The following is a 19653-nucleotide window of genomic DNA, read 5'->3' as shown; positions in this document are numbered from 1 at the left end:
TCATGCGCATCGGTATTGTCTGCCCCTACTCTTTTGACGAGCCCGGCGGAGTTCAGGCCCACATCCTTGACCTGGCTACTGTCTTCATCGAGCAGGGGCACGACGTGCAGGTGTTGGGGCCGGCGGCGTCAAGCACGCAGGTGCCTAGCTTCGTCCACAAAGGCGGCTGGGCAATCCCGATTACCTATAACGGATCTGTGGCCCGCCTCGCTATCGGCCCGCACGTTGGCCGCAATATTAAACGTTTCATCCGGGAGGGGCAGTTCGACGTCCTTCATATCCACGAGCCCAATTCACCAAGCTACTCCATGGCAGCGTTGGCTATGGTCCAAGGGCCCATCGTGGCGACTTACCATGCGTCCGCCTCGAGTTCGCTGGTTCTCACCTTGGCCAAACCTATGCTTCGCCCGTACTTGGAAAAGATCCGCGGTGGAATTGCCGTGTCTGAGATGGCGCGGCGCTGGCAGGTAGAGCAGCTTGGTGGCGATCCCGTTCTTATCCCGAATGGCGTGGATACCTCGGTCTATGCCCGCGAACGCGCGCAAGCTAAAGACCACGCACAACACCGCGAGGGTGGTAGCGAGGAACCAGTGGAAATCGTGTTCCTGGGGCGCCTTGATGAACCGCGCAAGGGCTTGGACATTCTGCTTGAGGCCCTCACACTTCTTCCCGAGAAGGTGCGCGTGACTGTCATGGGCGGTGGCCACCCTCGCAGCGTTCCCGGCGTGGACTTCGTTGGCCGCGTTAGCGATGCGGAGAAGGCCGCCATCCTTGGGCGAGCGGATATCTATGTTGCCCCCAATACAGGAGGGGAGAGTTTCGGCATCGTGCTCGTGGAAGCTATGGCGGCGGGATGTGCTGTGGTGGCCTCAGACCTTGAGGCTTTTGCCGCGGTGTGCAATATCGAATCGGATTCTCCCGCGGGCGTGCTTTTCCGCAACGGGGACGCTACGGACCTTGCGCGAGTACTTGAGGAGCTCGTGAGAAGTCCCGACAAGCGCGCGACCTTGACTCGGGCAGGCGAGCAACGCGCTCGCGAGTACGACTGGGACCACGTTGCCGCAGCCGTGATGCAGGTCTATGAAACTGTGGCTGATGGAACGAAGGTACGGGTGAAATAGATGGCTATTGAACTCGTCATTGTCTTAGGCGTGGTGCTCGTTATCGCCATGTGGGCACTGTTTACGGCACAGCGCCTCAACTCTCTACACATCCGTACCGACGCGGCCCTCGCGCAGCTTGAGGCTACCCTCGACCGTCGAGCGGCTGTGGTCAGTGCGCTGGCTCCGGAGCTCGAGCACCTTGCGGCGCGCGCTGAGTCCACGGACTTGACCCAGGGTCATTTCGATGAGCGCACGACGCGTGAGCGGGAGCTATCTGCAGCGATTGCGCAGCGCTTTGATACTCGTCCTGCCTTGCTTGCCGACGCCGAAGGGCGCATCCACCTTGCCCACCGCTTCTACAACGAGGCTGTGAGCGATACCCGCGCACTACGCCTGCGTCCAGCGGTGAAGTGGCTGCGCTTGGGTGGCACAGCCAAGCTTCCGGAGTTTTTCGAGCTCAGCCAGATCGACGTTTAAGCTGCTCGCGCTGACCGCTCCGCGGCCCGTGCGGTAGTGAACTCAAGGCGATGCCACATAAGGGCGGTCACAGTCATGCTGAGAATCAGCAGGTTGCGCACCACAAGCACGTAGACCGGCCGCATATTCTCACCCAGGTGAAGCCACACGTAGTCATAACCATAGGGGTAGATATACGTCCCCAGTGCTGCAGCAGCTACAGCAAGAATGGCCATGATGGCGCGCAGCCCTGTGCGGTCGGGCGCCAACTGCTTTTCTTCTGGTGTTTCCCGGGGAATCTCCGCGCGGATAGCCACCGCGAGGACGGGGCCAAGCCACACGATGTACTGCGGTGAGAAGACCTTATTGGTTGCAATGAGCAGAAGAATTGCGGCAACAAAGAAGACAACGGTGGAATGAGCATCCCAGCCGCCTCGCAGGAAACGAGAGGCGGCCACAGCGACCATCCACACCAGGGCACACACCATGGTGATGGTGCTGAGCGCTAGGGCAGTATCTACGCCAGGGCCGGTGATTTCATAACTCTTGGAGGCGGCATAACCTATTTCCCACGTCTCCGGGTGACGGTGCGCCTGAAGAACGTGCCACGTGGCCGCAAGCGACTCGATCTGAAGCCCCCGCTCCTCCTGATAGGACAGGGGAGACACAAGCCTATCCACGCTGGTCAGCGCTGCAACAGCCAGGCATATTCCGACAATAGTTCCACAGAATGCGGCTAGGCGTTGCCAGGTGGTCCGTGAACGAGCAGCTCCTACCAGGCCCGCGGCCAGTACGCCGGGCCAAAGCTTGACGGTGGTAGCCCACGCGAGGAGGGCAGAGGCTACGCGTGGATGAGTAGCGAGAAGCGTGCCTGCGCCGGCGACGAGGAGCGCTGGGTACAAGTCAAGGCGCCACACAAACACATGTCCGGCCGCCGTGCCGAAGAAAACCCAGAACCATGCGGCGGCAAACACAGAGCGCCGACCGTCATTGTTGCGGAGGAGGAGAGCGAGGAAGAGGGCGTCAGCTAGCAGCATCATGACCGTAAAGGCCACGCGGTAGTTATCGGCGTTATCCCCGGTAAGCCATGCCAGGACAACACTTGGCCACGTTCCCGGCTGCGGGTATTCCGTCATCGCGGAACCATCGTCGCCGTAGACACCTTCTAGGTAGTAGTTGAGGTCTCCGCCGGGCATCCTATTTCCTAGGAGCATGGAAATGAGCAGGACGCGGGCAATAGCCCACCCAGCCCAGACGGCGGGAGCTTTAACGATTGTTTTCAATGGCGGACTCAACGTCGACGGGTGGACCCAGCATCAGAAGGATACTGAAAACTATGGCTACGACAATGAGGCCAATGATGGCGGTGCGCACTGGATGGCGCACGGCCTGCGCGAGAATTGTGTCGAAGAATCCCTGCGGCTGCGCATCATCGGCAAAGCGCCACGGCCCATCGACGAACCCGCGCTTGGATACCCAGATAGCAAAGGGCAGCGCAGCGAACGGAATAACGGTCACTACCAAACCGAGGATGCCAATGCCTATTGGCCAGCGGTTATTAATCCACACCAAAGTGGTCATGAGCAAGAAGCACAGGAAACCAAAACCGTGGATTCCGCCCGCGAAAGGGGTAAGTGCCTCGGTGGTGCCGGAGTACTTGAGGATCATGGAGAGTATGAGTAGCGCCCATGTAAGCATCTCCAGATAGGCGGCCACGCGGTGCACGCTGTGTGGGGTAGTTGACGTCATGCGGAACATACTACGCACTAACTCCGTAGGAGTTGAACCCTGTGAGTAGGATGGACGAGGTTAGTGTGGTGCGCGCCATAAGGAACAGATGAGGAGGATGACAGCATGGCATCGGTGGCACAGGCGGTAAGTATTGAGCAGGTAAGTGCGGATGTTTTCCGCAGCCCTGTTGTGCCTTCCCGCATTGAGCGCACCTTTGGCGGTCAGACCATGGCGCAGGCACTCTACGCCGCGCAGCGCACCGTCGAAGGCAAGCTGGCCCATTCGTTGCACTGCTACTTCGTGGGGCCGGGGGATTCTAGCCAACCGGCAACTTTCCACGTTGAGCGTGTGCGCGATGGCCGCTCTTTTGCCACCCGGCACGTGCGCGTCTTTCAGGATGAGCGCCTTATCTTCGTACTCATCGCCAGCTTTCACAAAGATGGCGACACTGGTCCGGAGCACCAAGATCCACTGCCGGTGGTGCCCGCGCCGGAGACGATTACGGAGTCACCATACGCCACGCGCATCATTCTGAAGGAGTGGGAAGATTGGGACGTGCGTCTTGTCCCGGAGAAGGATCGTGATCCCACCGCTGCGGAAACGACGGGCGCGGGGTTTCGGAATATCTGGTTCCGTAACACGGGAGCCGCGCTTGCCGACGCCCCCTCCCAGGCCCTCCATCAGGCCGCACTGGCCTACATGACAGACATGACTCTAATCCGCACTGCTCTCCTCCCGCACCAGGGTGACCGCATTCAGCTGGCTAGCCTTGATCACTCCCTGTGGTTCCTGCGCCCAGTGCGTGCAGATGAATGGATGCTCTATTCCCAATCGTCTCCTTCAGCACATTGCGGTACTGGTCTGGCACAAGGCAAGATTTTTAACCAACGCGGTGAACTGGTCGCCATAGCAATGCAGGAGGGGTTGACCCGAACGATGCGGGAGGACGTCGACGGCTCGACCGCCAACGGCAATTGGCAGAACGTCTGAGCCGACCGCGTCAGCAGACACCGTATTGGTGGCTGAGGCACCCCGAGTAATGCTGGCGGCGGCAGGGCCGTATAATTGCACCAGTTTCACACAGCCACTTCGAAAGGGATGACATGTCAGGCCACTCCAAATGGGCAACGACGAAGCACAAGAAGGCTGCCAACGACGCCAAGCGCGGCAAGGAATTTGCCAAGCTGATTAAGAACATCGAGGTGGCGGCACGCACCGGCGGTGGCGATCCCGCTGCTAATCCGACCCTCGATGACATGATTAAGAAGGCTAAGAAGGCCTCTGTTCCTAATGACAACATTGAGCGCGCCCGCAAGCGCGGTTCCGGCGAAGAGGCCGGCGGTGCTGATTGGGAAAACGTTATGTATGAGGGCTACGGCCCGAATGGCGTCGCCATGCTCATCGAGTGTCTGACGGATAACCGCAACCGTGCGGCGACAGAAGTGCGCACCGCGATGACGAAGAATGGCGGTAACTTGGGCGAATCTGGCTCTGTGGCGTACATGTTCTCCCGCGTCGGTCTGGTCTACGTGGAGAAGGGCGAGCTCAGTGAGGATGACATCCTCCTCGCTGTTCTGGAGGCAGGCGCCGAAGAGGTCAATGATAACGGCGAGAAGTTCGAAATCACCTGCGCTCCTGGCGATATCACCGCCGTGCGTGAGGCGCTGGTCGAGGCAGACATCGAGGTTGATGACACCGATACCGATTTCCGCGCCTCCGTTGATGTCCCGCTGCAGGCAGACGATGCCCGCAAGATCTTCCGCCTCATCGATGCGCTCGAGGACTCCGACGATGTCCAGAACGTCTACACGAACATGGACTTGAGCGACGAAGTCCTCGCTGAGCTCGACGCCGATTAACCTCGGCGCTGACTACTTCCTCAACTCCAGGCCGTCGATGCCGTGCACCGTCACGGTTTCGGACAGTGGTGCGCGGCCCGGATTGGTGTTGAAGACCGAGCTAGTCTCATCGGCCTTACCGAAGGTAATGGCGGTCACTAGCTTCTGGTCCTCATCCACGCCGAGGAACTCGCGGACGGTGGGCGCGAGCAAAGACACCATGCCCTGCGGCACGCCGTGGTAGCCGTGTGCGGTCAGGGAAAGCAGGAAATTTTCTGCGTACGTACCCTGATCGAAGGACGCGCGGATCCGGTCACCCAAGGGCGGGATGAACAGTAATGCGGTGTGGGGTGCGCCGAAGAAGCGCAGATTCTCCCTGACGAATTCCTTGCGGCCCTCGGCGTCTTCGCGTGCGATGCCAATAAGGCCGTACATTTTTGCAGCCAAGTGCTGGGAGCGCTGTGGGTGAATACCCTTACCGTAGTCAATGGTGAAATCCGGGTTGAGGCCGTTGGTATCGAACTCCTTAATGAGCGCCGCACTCAACTCCTTGAGTTTCTCGCCACAAACGAGGTGGACGTTCCACGGCTGGGTGTTGGAGTTGGAGGGGGCGGATTGGGCGTCGATAAGCACCTGCTCAATGACCTCAACTGGGAGGGGCTCCGGCACGAACGCGCGCGGGGAGTGGCGGGAGCGGATGAAATCTGACAATTCTTGTGCATGTGTTGACATGCGGGCCACTGTACGCGCTTTAATCATGAGAGCGAACCGCGGTGGAGGGTGTAGAACACGTGTGTGTACACTAGCTCGTGGTAGCACACGTTAAGGAGGCTGCGGTGAACTTGGAAGGCTTGCGCGTAATGGGCATTGACCCTGGTCTAACGCGCTGCGGTCTGTCCGTTGTCCAAGCAGGGCGTGGGCGCGCGGTTATCCCCATTGCCGTGGGAGTTGTGCGCACGCCCAGCGATAAGGATTTGGGAGAGCGTCTCCAGCGCCTTTCAGTGGCTGTGCGAGAGTGGATGGATGACTACCAACCACAGGTGGTCGCTCTCGAGCGCGTATTCGAACGCGGTGAAGTCTCCACCGTCATGCAGACTGCCCATGCAGTGGGCGTTCTCGTCCTGGCGGCGGCCGAGCGAGACATCCCCGTGCACATGTACACCCCGTCGGAGGTGAAGAAGGCTGTGTCCGGAAACGGGCGCGCGGACAAGAAGCAGATGACTGCCATGATTACCCGTATCCTGGGGCTCAGTGAAGCTCCGAAGCCGGCGGACGCGGCAGATGCTTTAGCGCTAGCGGTGTGCCACTGTTGGCGCGCTCCGGCATTGGCGTGGGTAAATGGCAGTGATCCCAGTGCCGGGGTAGGCGCCGGCGCGCGCACCAGCGGGGTACGGGGAACCTCGCCCCGCACAGCATCGGTCTCCCGTACGCCCTCAACTACTACGAAGTAAGGAAAAGCCATGATTGCGTCCCTGCGCGGAACCGTCCTTGATATCCAGCTTGATCACGTCGTGCTCGAGTGCGCTGGTGTGGGTTATAAGGTGCTGGCCACGCCGACGACGCTGGGAACTCTCCAGCGTGGGGAAGAAGCCCAGGTCATGACAACGTTGGTGGTCAAGGAAGATTCCATGACCCTTTACGGATTTACCAGCACTGATGATCGCGTTATGTTCCATGTGCTGCAGACGGTGTCTGGTTTGGGGCCAAAGCTGGCGCTGGCGGCCTTGTCCGTGATGGGCGCTGGGGATTTGGCACAGGCGATTGCGGGGGAGGAGTCCGCGCGCCTGCAAAAGATTCCGGGCGTGGGCAAGCGCATGGCGCAACGCCTCGTGCTGGAGCTCAAGGACAAGGTGTCAGGTTTTGCGCCGGCGCTTTCCGACGTCCCACCGGCCACCCCCGCAGCCACCGGCCCCGTTGTGGACGATGTTGTCGAAGCGCTGGTGGGCCTTGGCTTTAGCGACAAGGCCGCACGTCCCGTTGTAGAGGCCGTGGCCGCAGAGCAGCCTGACGCGGCGACACCGGTTGTGTTGCGTGCAGCGCTGAGCCAGCTGGGCGCGAAGAAGTAGGAGAGCGGCTGTCATGTCTGATGTAGAACGCACTGAATTCAAGCTCCCCGACGGGATGAATCTGTCTGCCCCACCACAGCGCAACCAGGACGTCGATGCGACGGAGCAACAGGGAGAGCACGACATTGAACGCTCACTGCGCCCGAAGTCTCTTGATGAGTTCATTGGCCAGCCCAAGGTGCGCGAACAGCTGTCGCTCGTGCTCAACGGTGCGAAGAATCGCGGGGTAACTCCGGACCATGTGTTGCTTTCTGGGCCGCCGGGTCTGGGTAAGACGACCATGGCGATGATTATTGCCCAGGAACTGGGCACCTCTTTGCGCATGACGTCTGGTCCGGCACTGGAACGAGCGGGAGATTTGGCAGCGATGCTGTCGAATTTGATGGAAGGCGATGTCCTTTTTATCGACGAGATCCACCGCATCGCGCGGCCCGCAGAGGAAATGCTCTACATGGCCATGGAGGATTTTCGCATCGATGTCATCGTGGGCAAGGGTCCTGGTGCTACGTCGATTCCCTTGGAGATCCCGCCCTTCACCTTGGTAGGTGCCACGACGCGTGCCGGAATGCTTACCGGCCCGTTGCGTGACCGTTTCGGCTTTACCGCGCAGATGGAGTACTACGACACCGCGGATTTGACCAAGGTCATTACGCGCGCGGCGACCATCCTCGATGTCGGTATTGACCCGGATGCCGCCGTGGAGATTGGCTCTCGCTCACGCGGCACCCCGCGCATTGCGAACCGTTTGCTGCGTCGTGTACGTGACTATGCCGAGGTGAACGGCGACGGTCATATCGATGTTGCGGCGGCGCAGGGAGCGCTGAAGGTCTTCGACGTAGATGAGCGCGGCCTCGACCGTCTCGACCGCGCCGTCCTCGAAGCCCTCATCAAGGGTCACGGCGGCGGGCCCGTCGGTGTTAATACCTTGGCTATTGCGGTGGGTGAGGAGCCCTCCACCGTGGAAGAGGTCTGTGAGCCTTACCTCGTGCGCGCTGGCATGGTGTCCCGCACCGGACGTGGCCGTGTTGCCACCGCGGCGGCGTGGCAGCATCTTGGCCTTGAAGCCCCTGACGGAGCGCTCGGCGGCGGGTTGTTCTAATTGGCCCGTCAGGCAGGGTTTCTGGCACACTAGCCACTTATGAATGGTACTCAACTAGTTCTTCTTCTCGTCCTCGCTGTCCTTGTCATCTTGCCGAGCTTCATGACCATGCGCGCGCAGCGCAAGCGTCAGAACCAGATGAAGGAGCTGCAGTCATCCTTGACTCCCGGCCAGAATGTCATTACGGCAGGTGGCTTGCACGGGACGGTCGTCGAGAAGCATGGCGAGCAGATTGATCTGCGTGTCAAGGACGGCACCGTCATGACCTTCGACACCATGGCGATTGTGCGGTCTGCCGATACCGCCGAGGGTGTGGCGGGGGCCGATACGACGGCCAACGACGACAACGACGAGCGCTTTCCCAAGCTTTAAATTTAGTTGCGCTCGTCACATCGCGGGCGCCTCACCTTAAGCCTGTTAAGGAAAACAACAGTCCATGACGTACGATGATGGACTGTGCTTTAGTCATGGTGCGTTCATCGACGCCATGACCTTTGAGTTTTAGCCCTGTTCCTCACAACACAGGAGATCTTTGTGTCCGCATCGAAACGTGGCGGTGTTAACACCAGCCAACGGCAATGGCCCAAGCGCGCGCTGGCGCTCTTCGCGCTCATTGTCATCCTGATTTATGCCCTCATTTTCTTGACCGGCAACAAGTCGGCCACACCTAAGCTGGGTATTGACCTGCAGGGCGGTACCCGAGTGACCCTCGTGCCCCAAGGCGAGGAGCCAACCCAAGAGCAGTTGCAACAAGCCCGCACCATTTTGGAGCAGCGCGTGAACGGCATGGGTGTTTCTGGCTCTGAGGTCGTCATCAACGGCTCCACCCTGGTCATTACCGTGCCGGGTGAGGATGCCTCCCAGGCCCAGGCAGTGGGCCAGACCTCCCAACTTCTCTTCCGCCCGGTAGGCGAGCAGCCGATGCCGGACCTGGGGAAGCTGGAGAAGACGATGACGGACATGGCCAACCGCTGGGTCAAGTACGGCATTTCTACCCCGGAGCACGCCAATGAGGCGCTGGCATCCATCCATGAGGCACTCAACTCCGCGAACGACCCTGCCGCTGAGGGCGGGGAGGCTAAGAAGAAGGACGACAAGAAGTCCAAGGCTCCTACCGTGACTGAGAAGCCGCTGCCGGAGCCGGCTAACTCGGTCGAGGAGACTGAGCGCCGCGAAAAGGTCAATGACGTGCTTCTCAAGGACCGTCAGTCTGAGGACCCGACCGCGCAGACCGCGGCACTGGGCCTGATGTCCTGTGATGCCGAGACGGACGCGCTGGCTGGCACCGATGACCCGGCCAAGCCGCTCGTGGCCTGTGATTACTCTAATCAGCAGCCCTACCTGTTGAACCCCGCCCCGCTTCTCGACGGCATCACGGACCCTAACGGAACCCGCTTGACCGGTAACGAGATTGATACCGACGCGCCGATTACCGGTGGTCTGAACCCGCAGACCGGTCAGATGGAGATCGGCTTTGCCTTCAAGACGGGTACCGGCCCCAACGGTTCCCAAACCTGGGCCACCCTGACTCAGGAGAACCTGCACAAGCAGGTCGCTATCACTCTGGACTCCGCTGTGATTTCTGCCCCGGTTATCCAGGGCCCAACCCCGGTGGGCTCCGCTACCTCCATTACTGGTGACTTCAGCCAGGAGGAAGCCCAGGGGCTGGCGAACAACCTGCGTTATGGTGCGCTGCCGCTGTCCTTCACCGGCGCTAATGGCGAGTCCGGCGGAACGGTCGAGACGGTGCCGCCATCACTGGGTAAGGCCGCGCTCGAAGCTGCCCTCATCGCCGGCATCGTTGGCTTTATCCTCGTTGCTGCCTACGCCATCTACTACTTCCGTGCCCTGTCTTGGGTGTCGCTCTTCCTGCTCGTTGTTACCGGCGTGCTGACCTACGGCGCCCTGGTTCTCCTGGGCCGCTGGATTGGCTACTCCCTTGACTTGTCCGGCATGGCTGGTCTGGTCATCGGTATTGGCGCAACGGCTGACTCCTTCGTGGTCTACTACGAACGCATCAAGGATGAGTTGCTGGAAGGTCGCACGTTCCGTTCCGCCACCCGAACCGCGTGGGAACGCTCGCGCTCGACGATTGTCACCGGTAATGCCGTGACACTCATCGGTGCGGTCGTGGTTTACTTCCTGGCTATCGGCGAGGTCAAGGGCTTCGCCTTCACCATGGGCCTGACCACCGTATTCGACCTCCTCGTGTCCTTCCTAGTCATGGCTCCGCTCATGCAAATCGTTGGCCGCCGCCCAATGTATGCGAAGCCCTCCATGAATGGCCTGGGCGGTATCTACAATCTGGTGGAGGAACGCCGAGAGCGCGGCTACTACGCCAAGAAGACGGAGAAGGCCGAAACTAGCGCTGAAGATGCTCAGGGGGGCGTCGCCAAGCCCATCGCGACTGCTACGGACGAGGAGAAATAAACCATGGCTGTCGATACCACCACTCGCAAGATTTCCCGCATGGACCGCCTCTACGAGGATGAGGGCGGATTCGATTTCGTTGGTCGCTCCAAGACCTGGTACACAATCGCCGGTGTACTTCTCATCGCCTCGATCCTGGCGATTGCCATCCGCGGCTTTACCCTCTCCCTCGACTTTGAGGGCGGCACCAAACTCACCATGCCGGCAGGTGACCTCACCACCGAGCAAATTGAAGAGACCTTCACCGAGTCCACCGGCATCGAGCCAGAACTGGTGCAGATTGTCGGCGCGGGTTCCTCCGAAACCCTCGAAGTCACCTCGGAGCGCCTCTCCGCAGAAGAGGTGAACCAGGCGCGCCAGGCCATCTTTGAAAAGTTCCAGGTCAAAGATGAGAACGGGACGCCTAGCCCCGATGCCATCGGTTCCTCCACTGTCTCCGAATCCTGGGGCTCATCGATTACCCAGCGCATGATCATCGCCATGCTCGTCTTCTTCGTCGTGGCGACCATCTACGTGGCTGTGCGCCTGCAGCGCGACATGGCTTTTGCCGCCATTCTCGCGCTCATCTTTGACGGCGTATTTATCGCCGGTATTTACGCCCTCTTCGGCTTTGAGGTCTCCCCGGCGGTCATTATCGGTCTGCTGACCGTGCTGACCTTCTCCCTCTATGACTCCGTCATCGTCTTTGACAAGGTGGACGAGAATACAACCGGCCTGGAAGGCCAACGCTCCAAGACCTATGCCGAGCTCACCAACCTGGCCATTAACCAAACGGTCATGCGCTCGATTTCGACGTCCGTGATTTCCGCGCTGCCCATTATCGCGCTCTTCATTGTCGCCATCTGGCTGATGGGTATTGGCACCTTGCGTGACCTCGCGCTGATTCAGTTCATCGGTGTCATCGAGGGTATTTTCTCCTCCATCTTCTTGGCCACTACCTTGCTGGTGACCCTGGCCAACAAGCGCAAGAGTGTGAAGAAGCACAACGAGGTTGTAGCGGCCTACCGGGCGGAGGGCTCGCACGCAGTAGACACTGACGTTTCCGGCGAGAAAACCCTCCGCACCGTGGCGTCCCCGGCAACGGCATCGCAGCCCCGTACCGAGGAGTCTGGCGGCGCCTCGTGGCGCCCCGGGCGCTAAATCATGCGTTACTCACTAGGGGCGGGACTGCTCGCAGTAGCAGTAACCGCCTCCGCATGCGGGGAAGGTCGGGACGCAGCGCTTGACGACGTCCCCCCAACCCCCTCTTTCGGCCTCCTCACCGATGTCCGCCTAGCCAGCACCAACGCGGCAACGCCGTGGGGTGATGCCATGGGCGCGTCACAGCTTGCTAGCCGCATATATCCAGCGATGTACGTCCCAGGGCCAGCCGGCCAAATGATTCCGAACTCGGACCTGATCCACGCTGAGTATTACCCCTCCGATGCGGAGCATCCGGGCGCTCACGTGGATTTTAAGATTACGGACCAGGCTAAGTTCTCTGATGATGTTCCGGTCACGTGCGATGACTACTTGCTGTCCTATACCGCGGGCCTCCTTAACCAAACCTTCGGATCTCGCCTGCCGTTGGTCGGGGATATCGCCGCGATGGAGTGCGCGCCGGAGTCAAAGGAGTTCACGGTATGGTTCAACCCTGATTCTGGTTCGCGCTGGCGGTATCTTTTCGGCCCCGGTACCGTTCTTCCTGCACATGCGATTGCGCAACGCTCAGGGTTGAACGTGGAGGAACTCAACGCCGCATTGCATGCACAGGATCCGTCACTGCTCGAGCAGGTGGCCCAGATCTGGCGCGACGGTTTTTCCACCGAACCTGGGCACTTTGACCCCGAATTGCAGGTGTCTTTTGGCCCCTATGTCATCGACCGCGTGGAAGACTCGGGCGCCGTCGTGTTAAAGGCCAATGACTCCTACTACGGCGACAAGCCTGAGCTCGAGGAAGTCGTGGTCTGGCCCGATACTGCCGACGCCACCGCGCTTCTCGAGTCCGATGAATTACGCGTTGCAGAATCCCACCTCAAGGAACCCTCTTGGTTGGATCGCAATGCTGAAGGTAATCCTTTCGACGTCACTCCGGTAGTCGGTACCCTTACCGATACCTTTAGCTTCTCCGACGCTGGGCTGTTTTCTCAGCCCTGGGCACGTCAGGCTTTCGCTGCTTGCGTGGATACCGAGCGCCTTGCGGACGCAGCCAGCCGGCAGTCGGGAGTGGAGGTTCCCGCGGTCCACGTTCGCACCGTACCGCACGATGATCCGGTGGCGGCGCAGATGGCGTCGATAAGCAGGGTGCCCATTGAGCCAGCGGTCGCAGGAGGCCTGGCAGGGACCACCATCGGCGTGGGGTACTTGGCCCCCAATCCACGCTACGAGGCCATGTTGGAGGAACTCCGTGCAGTGTGCGAGCCTTCTGGAATTACCATTGAGGATCGCTCCGGAGATCGCGTCACTCGCGCAGATCTTGCTGCGGACCCTACCACTGGACTTCCCGGCATTGATGTCTACTTAGGGCCCGTGGACCCGTTGCGCGAATACTCTGCCCCGACATCCAGCGTGAAGAATTCGCGTGCCTTGCGCGAGCTGGAGCAACAGCTCTGGGAGGAGTTGCCGTCGATCCCGGTATCGGCCCAGCCCCGGAGTTTCATCGTTGACCGCGCTGTTTCGGGCGTGGTGCCCTACACTGGCCCTGCCGGCATCGGGTGGAATCTCGACCGCTGGAGTGATACCCGAAACCAAGAAACCGAAGCAAAGGAAGAGTCGTGAGCGAAATCTACGCCGCAGCAGCACAAGCCTTGAAAGACAAGGTTCGCCTGGTCCAGGACTTCCCAGAGGAAGGCATCCTGTTTGAGGATCTCACCCCGGTCCTGGCGGATGCTGCATCTTTTACTGCCGTGGTCGATGGCTTAGCGGAAGCCTGCAAGGAACTGGGCGCCGACATGGTTGGCGGGTTGGATGCACGTGGTTTCTTGCTCGGCTCCGCCGTGGCCTACAAGCTTGAGATGGGAATCTTGGCCATCCGTAAGAAGGGAAAGCTGCCGCCGCCGGTGCTTACTCAGGAATATGAGCTGGAGTACGGTAAAGCGGCCCTGGAGATTCCGAATAGTGGTATTGACATTAAAGGCAAGCGCATCGTGCTTGTCGACGACGTCCTTGCCACCGGCGGTACCCTGTATGGCGCCAAGCTGCTGCTTGAAGCAGCCGGGGCGGAGGTCGCAGGCAACGTCGTCGTGCTGGAGGTCAACGGACTGCAGGGACGCCAGCGCCTCGAAGGAACACCCTTGGTTGTGCTGAACCAGATGGGGGCGGCGGACTAAGCTTGTATGCCTAAGCTACTGTGCGGAGGCATACATGACTGAAAAGCAGGACAAGGCTGCATGGCGGCCGAGCGGCGTGCGCGGTATGTCCGCACGTCTAGCAAGGTCGTTGACCGGTGGCCGGGTCAAGATCAATCCGGCACTGGACCCGTTGATGTCGATTCACCGGGAGTTTCACCCGAAGGCGGATGCTGAGCTTCTCAACAATGCCTATCGGACGGCCGAGCGCTTGCATGAGGGCGTATTCCGCAAATCTGGAGAGCCCTACATTACCCACCCGTTGGCCGTGGCAACGATTGCCGCGGAGATCGGCATGGATACCACGACGGTCGCTGCGGCGCTGCTTCATGACACCGTGGAGGACACGGACTACTCTTTGGAGGATCTCACCCGAGATTTCGGTCCCGAGGTCGCCCGGCTTGTCGACGGTGTCACGAAGCTCGACAAGGTTGCCCTCGGTGCCGCTGCGGAGGCCGAGACGATTCGCAAAATGATCGTCGCGATGGCCACGGACCCGCGTGTACTCGTCATCAAGGTGTGCGATCGTCTCCACAACATGCGCACGATGCGTTTCCTTCCGCCAGAAAAGCAGGCGAAGAAGGCGCGCCAAACCCTTGATGTCATTGCGCCTTTGGCTCATCGCCTGGGTATGGCGAGTGTGAAGTGGGAGCTGGAGGATCTGGCTTTCGCCATCCTGTATCCCAAGAAGTATGACGAGATTGTCCGCATGGTGGCGGACCGCGCCCCCTCGCGCGACCGCGCGCTTAAAGAGATCACGGCTCAGGTAGGCCAAGCGCTCAAAGACAACGGCATTGAAGCCGAGGTCATGGGCCGCCCGAAGCATTACTGGTCGATTTACCAGAAGATGATCGTGCGCGGCCGCGACTTTGCTGAGATCTTCGACCTCGTCGGTATCCGCATCTTAGTCGATGACATCAATTCCTGCTATGCCGCCATCGGTGTTGTGCACTCGCTCTACCAGGCGCTTCCGGGTCGCTTTAAGGACTACATCTCCTCACCGCGTTTTGGCGTGTACCAGTCTTTGCACACCACGGTGATTGCAGCAGGCGGTTCCACCCTGGAAGTCCAGGTGCGCACCCACGAAATGCACTACAACGCCGAATTCGGTGTGGCGGCGCACTGGCGCTACAAAGAAACCAAGGGAAAGAATTCCGGACATCAAGAAGAAGTGGACCAGATGGCGTGGATGCGCCAGCTGCTTGATTGGCAGAAGGAAGCCGCCGACCCCAACGAGTTCCTCGATTCGCTGCGCTATGACCTGACCACCAAGCAAATTTTTGCCTTTACTCCCAAGGGCGACGTGGTGAATCTCCCAGCCGGTTCCACTCCGGTTGACTTCGCCTACGCGGTGCACACGGAGGTGGGGCATAGGTGTATCGGCGCTAAGGTTAATGGCAAACTGGTTGCCCTCGAATCCGAACTCAAATCCGGCGACAAGGTCGAGATCTTTACCTCCAAGGACCCGAATGCGGGTCCGTCGCGCGACTGGCAGGATTTTCTCGTCTCACCTCGTGCGAAAACGAAGGTCCGGCAGTGGTTCGCTAAAGAGCGTCGAGAAGAGCACCTTGAGGCTGGCCGCGACGCGCTCGCCGCCGAGGTCCAGCGTGGCGGCTTGCCCATGCATCGCCTGTTTACCGCTAGCTCCATGAAGCAGGTGGCTGAGCAGCTGCATTACCCAGACGTGGATGCGCTCTACACCGCAATTGGTGCAGGGCATGTATCAGCGCAACACGTGGCCAACCAGCTCATGGCGCTCTTCGGCGACCAAGACGATGCCGTCGATGCTTTGGCCTCCCGCACCCCGCTCAGCGAGATTGAGAACTCCCGCGCACGGCACACCAAGGACTCCGCCACGGGTACGGGCATCCTCGTGGAAGGCAGCCCCGATGTCATGGCGAAGCTAGCTAAGTGCTGCCAGCCTGTCCCGGGTGATGCCATCTTCGGCTTTGTTACCCGCGGCGGGGGAGTCTCCGTCCACCGCGCCGATTGCACCAATGCTGAAAAGCTCAAGTCCGAGCCGGAACGCATGATGACGGTGGAGTGGGCCGGCGGACCTAAATCCTCAGGTGCTTTCTCCGCCACTCTTCAGCTCGAGGCCCTCGACCGTCAAGGCTTGCTGTTTGAACTCACCCGCATCTTTAGCGAGCAGAGCCTTAACGTGTTGTCCATGACCTCGAACCGCGGCGACGATCACATCGCCACCGTTCGCTTTACCTTCTCGGTCTCTGATACCAAGCAACTCGGTCAGCTCATGACCACGTTGCGCAACACCGAAGGTGTCTTTGACGTCTACCGCGTGACTGCCTAGTCCTCCACCCCCATCAGGGGGTCGGGGTTAAACCCTGACTGTCGCCTAGGTAACGCGTGGGTGAATGTTGGGTGAAGGGGCTGGTGGGGGCGTCGGAAAGCCCTGCGTCATCGTGACGGATGCGTTATAAACACGGGGACAAGATCCCTCTCATACTCAGGAGACTCCCCGTGAACTTCCGTCGCTTTGGTCAGCTGCTGGCCGCCACCACCGTTACCGCCGTTGCCGTCTCTGGCGCGCCTGCGTTCGCCGCTGAGGCCGACCAGGTGACCATTTCCGTCACCAACTTCACTGACTTCCACGGCCACCTCGAGCTGGCTGAGAAGTTTGACAAGGACACTAAGGAATTGAGCGGTTACACCGAGATGGGCGCTGCCCGCATGGCTGCCCTCATCAAGTACGTCAACAAAGACCAGGAGTACGCTCTGACGTCCTCCGGTGACAACGTGGGCGGCTCCGCTTTCGTATCGGCTATTTCTGAGGATAAGTACACCAACGAGGCCCTCAACACCATGAACCTCGATGTCACTGCCGTGGGTAACCACGAATTCGACAAGGGCACTGAGGACCTGATGGACCGCATCGTCAAGGAGTCTGACTTCCCGATCATCGGTGCGAACGTGACCAAAGACGGCAAGCCTCTCCTCGAGCCTTCCTTCGTGAAGGAAGTCGATGGCGTGAAGATCGGCTTCGTCGGCACCGTCACTGAGAACACCAAGTTCAAGGTATCCGCCGCCGCCATTCCGGGCATTGAGTTCACCGACCCAGTTAAGGCTACGAATGAGGAAGCCACCCGTCTGAAGGAATCCGGCGAGGCCGACGTTGTTGTCGCACTCATGCACGAGGACGCACAGCAGTTTGCAGAGGGCTTCAACAAGGACGTCGACCTGCTTTTCGGCGGCGACACCCACGTGAAGACCCAGGGCGAGGTCGCCCGTGAGGGCGCACTGCCGCTGTACTGGGCACAGGGCTACGAGTACGGCAAGGTGCTTAACGACGCCGACATCACCTTCGACAAGGCTGAGAAGAAGATCACCAAGGTCGATCTCACCCAGTACGACGTTGCGGATGCAGAGACTTTTGAGCTTCTCCAGGGGCTGGAGGATGATGCAGAGGTTGCCTCCGTTGTCGCCGAGGCCAAGAAGGTAGCTGACGAAGAGGGCTCCAAGACCGCTGGCACCACTGAAAAGGCAATGTACCGCGGTTCTAACGATGGTGAAGATACTGGTACCAACCGCGGCGTGGAGTCCACCCTCAACAACTTCATTGCTGATGGTCAGCGCTACGCTATGTCGAAGCAGACCAACAAGGAAATCGACCTTGGCGTCATGAATGCCGGTGGTGTTCGCGCTGACCTCAAGGAAGGCGACGTCACCTACAAGGACATCTTCGCCGTCCAGCCTTTCGGCAACTCCGTCATCACGGCTGAGGTTAGCGGTGAAGACTTCATCAAGGCTCTGGAGAATCAGTGGAAGCCGGGTCAGTCCCGCCCGCGCCTGGCTTTGGGCCTGTCCAGCAATGTTTCCGTGGTCTATGACCAGAAGGCTGAGCAGGGCAAGCGCGTCAAGTCTGTCACTATCGACGGCGAGCCTATCGACCCGAAGAAGAACTACAGCGTTGCTCTGTCTTCCTTCCTTGCTTCGAGCGATACTGAGGAAGGCGGTGACGGTTTCTTCGTGCCGGGTTCCATCAAGAACCGTAACGACGTCGGTTACATGGATACCCAGGCCATGATTGACTACATCGCTTCTGGCGAGTCGAAGGTACGCACCAGCCAGGGTCAGATTGGCGCTCACATCGAGGGAGACCTGAAGCCGGGCAACGAGATTACCGTGGAGCTGTCTTCTCTGAACTACTCCAACGCTGAGGAGCCGCAGGCAAAGAAGGCTACCGTCAAGCTTGGTGACGCTACCGTTGAGGCTGATATCGATAACGCTGCGCAGGACGGTGACGCTGGTTTCGGCGAGCGCGGTCGCGCAACCGTCAAGCTCACCATCCCGGAGGGTCTTGAGGGCGAGCAGAAGCTGACCATCACCACTGATGCCGGCACTGAGGCTGTTCTTCCGGTTACCCTGGAAGGCAAGGCTGAGGACAAGCCGTCTGAGACCCCGGCGCCGACGACTGAGCCGACTGTTGACCCGAAGCCGTCCAAGGAAGCTAGCTCCAAGTTCGATGGTTCTTCCTTCGGCCTGGGCCTTGGCTTGGGTATCACCGCCTCTGTTGCAGCCGCAATCGCAACCGCTCTGGCTACCGTCGGATTTGCTGCTAACGCTCTTCCGGCCCCAATTAAGCAGATGATTGAGCAGCTGCGCAAGCAGTTCAATATCTAAGACAGAGTTTTTCTGGGAAGCCCACACTTCGGTGTGGGCTTTTTCTATGGGCGACTGACAGGAAAAGGTAAGGTAGAGCGTCGTGGAGACCTTGAGGCTTTTTGGACGCGAAGCGATGTATCAGCTGGGTATCGAACCTCACCGCATTCCAGTGGTGATGTTCGCGACCCTCGGCATTTACCTAGCCTTCATGATTCTGGTCAAGCTCTTTGGCAGCCGTGTGCTCACGTCCATGACGGCGTCGGATGCGGTCATCATTATTATGTTCGGCGCGGTCGCTGGCCGCGTAATTATCGGCAACCCACCGACGCTCGCGGCCGGCATCATTGGCCTTTTTACCCTCATGCTTCTCGAGGCGGCTTTCGGTACCTTCCGACAGTTTGTTAAGTGGTCGAAGTTTATTGACCGTCGCCCTGTTCTGCTGGTTTATAAGGGGGAGCTGCAGGAAGACAATATGGTTTTCGCCCACATCACGGAGCGAGACGTTAATTCGGCGGTGCGCAAAGCCGGTCTTGGCCGCCGCAACGACGTGCAGCTGATGATCCTGGAACCCACAGGACACATTTCAGTCATTCGACGAGGCCAGCTCGTCGACGCCTCTGTATTCAAAGACGTACTCGGTTCCGAGCGCATCGAAGAAGTCGAAGAGGACGGCTCCAACAATTAGGGCAGCTTCCGACAACACGGACGCACCCGTCAACCTTCCTCTGGTTGGCGGGTTTCGTCGTCTCTGCATTTGCCTGGTTAGGTGCAGGATCGCCGGTGTGCCCGCTGACCGTGGTGTGGTCGGCGGGTTTAGGCGCGGGCGCGTGCGTGCAGGCGGTTAGCCTGCACCCGGCGGATCGGGTGATTGGCTTGTTCCTGGCGGTGGGTCGGGTGGTTGCCCTGTTGTTTGTCGTGCTGCTTTCTCAGAAGCGAGTCTTGCTATCGCTTCTTGGTATTCGGGCATGGCGGTAATTGGCA

The 19653-nt window shown here is 59.7% G+C and carries 18 protein-coding genes; 15 read left to right on the top strand and 3 right to left on the bottom strand.

Features of this window, described 5'->3' with window-relative positions:
• Window positions 1-2: 2 nt before the first annotated feature.
• Together HMPREF2875_RS08265 and HMPREF2875_RS08260 are read left to right on the top strand one after the other, a co-directional pair.
• Window positions 3-1121 (top strand): glycosyltransferase family 4 protein, encoded by a 1119-nt coding sequence (locus tag HMPREF2875_RS08265; protein ID WP_070672027.1) that lies wholly within the window; start codon window positions 3-5, stop codon window positions 1119-1121.
• The gene (locus tag HMPREF2875_RS08260; protein WP_070672025.1) at window positions 1122-1580 is read left to right on the top strand and encodes a hypothetical protein; all 459 of its coding nucleotides are present in this window, start codon (window positions 1122-1124) and stop codon (window positions 1578-1580) included.
• Here HMPREF2875_RS08260 and HMPREF2875_RS08255 read toward each other — a convergent pair.
• Together HMPREF2875_RS08255 and HMPREF2875_RS08250 are read right to left on the bottom strand one after the other, a co-directional pair.
• Entirely contained in the window at window positions 1577-2842 is a 1266-nt protein-coding gene (locus HMPREF2875_RS08255; protein WP_246817077.1) for a DUF2029 domain-containing protein, read from the bottom strand. The genes HMPREF2875_RS08260 and HMPREF2875_RS08255 overlap by 4 nt on opposite strands.
• On the bottom strand, window positions 2826-3308 hold the full coding sequence (locus tag HMPREF2875_RS08250) for a DUF3817 domain-containing protein (RefSeq protein ID WP_070672289.1): 483 nt from the start codon (window positions 3306-3308) through the stop codon (window positions 2826-2828). Before HMPREF2875_RS08250 ends, HMPREF2875_RS08255 begins: the two co-directional genes overlap by 17 nt.
• Window positions 3309-3413: 105 nt before the next feature.
• Here HMPREF2875_RS08250 and HMPREF2875_RS08245 point away from each other — a divergent pair, with 105 nt between their 5' ends.
• On the top strand, window positions 3414-4280 hold the full coding sequence (locus HMPREF2875_RS08245; RefSeq protein WP_070672021.1) for an acyl-CoA thioesterase: 867 nt from the start codon (window positions 3414-3416) through the stop codon (window positions 4278-4280).
• A 113-nt stretch (window positions 4281-4393) separates the two neighbouring features.
• Window positions 4394-5149: a YebC/PmpR family DNA-binding transcriptional regulator gene (locus HMPREF2875_RS08240; protein WP_070672020.1), complete on the top strand. Its 756-nt coding sequence runs from the start codon at window positions 4394-4396 to the stop codon at window positions 5147-5149.
• Between the two features lie 12 nt (window positions 5150-5161).
• Here HMPREF2875_RS08240 and HMPREF2875_RS08235 read toward each other — a convergent pair whose 3' ends face one another.
• Entirely contained in the window at window positions 5162-5860 is a 699-nt protein-coding gene (locus HMPREF2875_RS08235; RefSeq protein ID WP_083311892.1) for a nitroreductase, read from the bottom strand.
• 104 nt (window positions 5861-5964) lie between these two features.
• On the opposite strand from HMPREF2875_RS08235, the gene ruvC reads away from it, so the two are divergent.
• The 11 genes from ruvC (at window position 5965) to HMPREF2875_RS08180 (ending at window position 19357) form a co-directional block, all read left to right on the top strand.
• Window positions 5965-6579 carry a crossover junction endodeoxyribonuclease RuvC gene (gene ruvC, locus HMPREF2875_RS08230; protein ID WP_070672018.1) on the top strand — a complete coding sequence of 205 codons (615 nt, stop codon included), beginning with the start codon at window positions 5965-5967 and terminating at the stop codon, window positions 6577-6579.
• Window positions 6580-6588: 9 nt separating this feature from the next.
• Complete coding sequence (gene ruvA, locus HMPREF2875_RS08225; protein WP_070672014.1) at window positions 6589-7194, top strand: Holliday junction branch migration protein RuvA; 606 nt, start codon at window positions 6589-6591, stop codon at window positions 7192-7194.
• A 13-nt stretch (window positions 7195-7207) separates the two neighbouring features.
• Window positions 7208-8293: a Holliday junction branch migration DNA helicase RuvB gene (gene ruvB / locus HMPREF2875_RS08220; RefSeq protein WP_070672012.1), complete on the top strand. Its 1086-nt coding sequence runs from the start codon at window positions 7208-7210 to the stop codon at window positions 8291-8293.
• 39 nt (window positions 8294-8332) lie between these two features.
• Complete coding sequence (gene yajC / locus HMPREF2875_RS08215) at window positions 8333-8665, top strand: preprotein translocase subunit YajC (protein ID WP_070672010.1); 333 nt, start codon at window positions 8333-8335, stop codon at window positions 8663-8665.
• 162 nt (window positions 8666-8827) lie between these two features.
• On the top strand, window positions 8828-10723 hold the full coding sequence (secD, locus tag HMPREF2875_RS08210) for a protein translocase subunit SecD (protein ID WP_070672008.1): 1896 nt from the start codon (window positions 8828-8830) through the stop codon (window positions 10721-10723).
• A 3-nt stretch (window positions 10724-10726) separates the two neighbouring features.
• Window positions 10727-11863 carry a protein translocase subunit SecF gene (gene secF / locus HMPREF2875_RS08205; RefSeq protein WP_070672007.1) on the top strand — a complete coding sequence of 379 codons (1137 nt, stop codon included), beginning with the start codon at window positions 10727-10729 and terminating at the stop codon, window positions 11861-11863.
• Window positions 11864-11866: 3 nt separating this feature from the next.
• Window positions 11867-13480 (top strand): ABC transporter substrate-binding protein, encoded by a 1614-nt coding sequence (locus HMPREF2875_RS08200; protein ID WP_070672004.1) that lies wholly within the window; start codon window positions 11867-11869, stop codon window positions 13478-13480.
• Window positions 13477-14031, top strand: a complete 555-nt coding sequence (locus HMPREF2875_RS08195) for an adenine phosphoribosyltransferase (protein ID WP_070672002.1) — start codon at window positions 13477-13479, stop codon at window positions 14029-14031. The genes HMPREF2875_RS08200 and HMPREF2875_RS08195 overlap by 4 nt, the downstream gene beginning before the upstream one ends.
• Window positions 14032-14065: 34 nt before the next feature.
• A complete protein-coding gene (locus HMPREF2875_RS08190) occupies window positions 14066-16360 on the top strand; it encodes a RelA/SpoT family protein (RefSeq protein ID WP_070672000.1) in 2295 nt (764 codons plus the stop codon).
• 170 nt (window positions 16361-16530) lie between these two features.
• Window positions 16531-18690, top strand: a complete 2160-nt coding sequence (locus HMPREF2875_RS08185) for a bifunctional metallophosphatase/5'-nucleotidase (protein WP_070671998.1) — start codon at window positions 16531-16533, stop codon at window positions 18688-18690.
• A gap of 115 nt (window positions 18691-18805) precedes the next feature.
• Entirely contained in the window at window positions 18806-19357 is a 552-nt protein-coding gene (locus HMPREF2875_RS08180; protein ID WP_070671996.1) for a DUF421 domain-containing protein, read from the top strand.
• Window positions 19358-19653: the final 296 nt, after the last annotated feature.

Source organism: Corynebacterium sp. HMSC078H07 (genome assembly GCF_001812805.1).
In the GTDB taxonomy this organism is placed as follows: Bacteria; Actinomycetota; Actinomycetes; order Mycobacteriales; family Mycobacteriaceae; genus Corynebacterium.
This window is presented reverse-complemented; position numbering and strand designations above follow the sequence as displayed.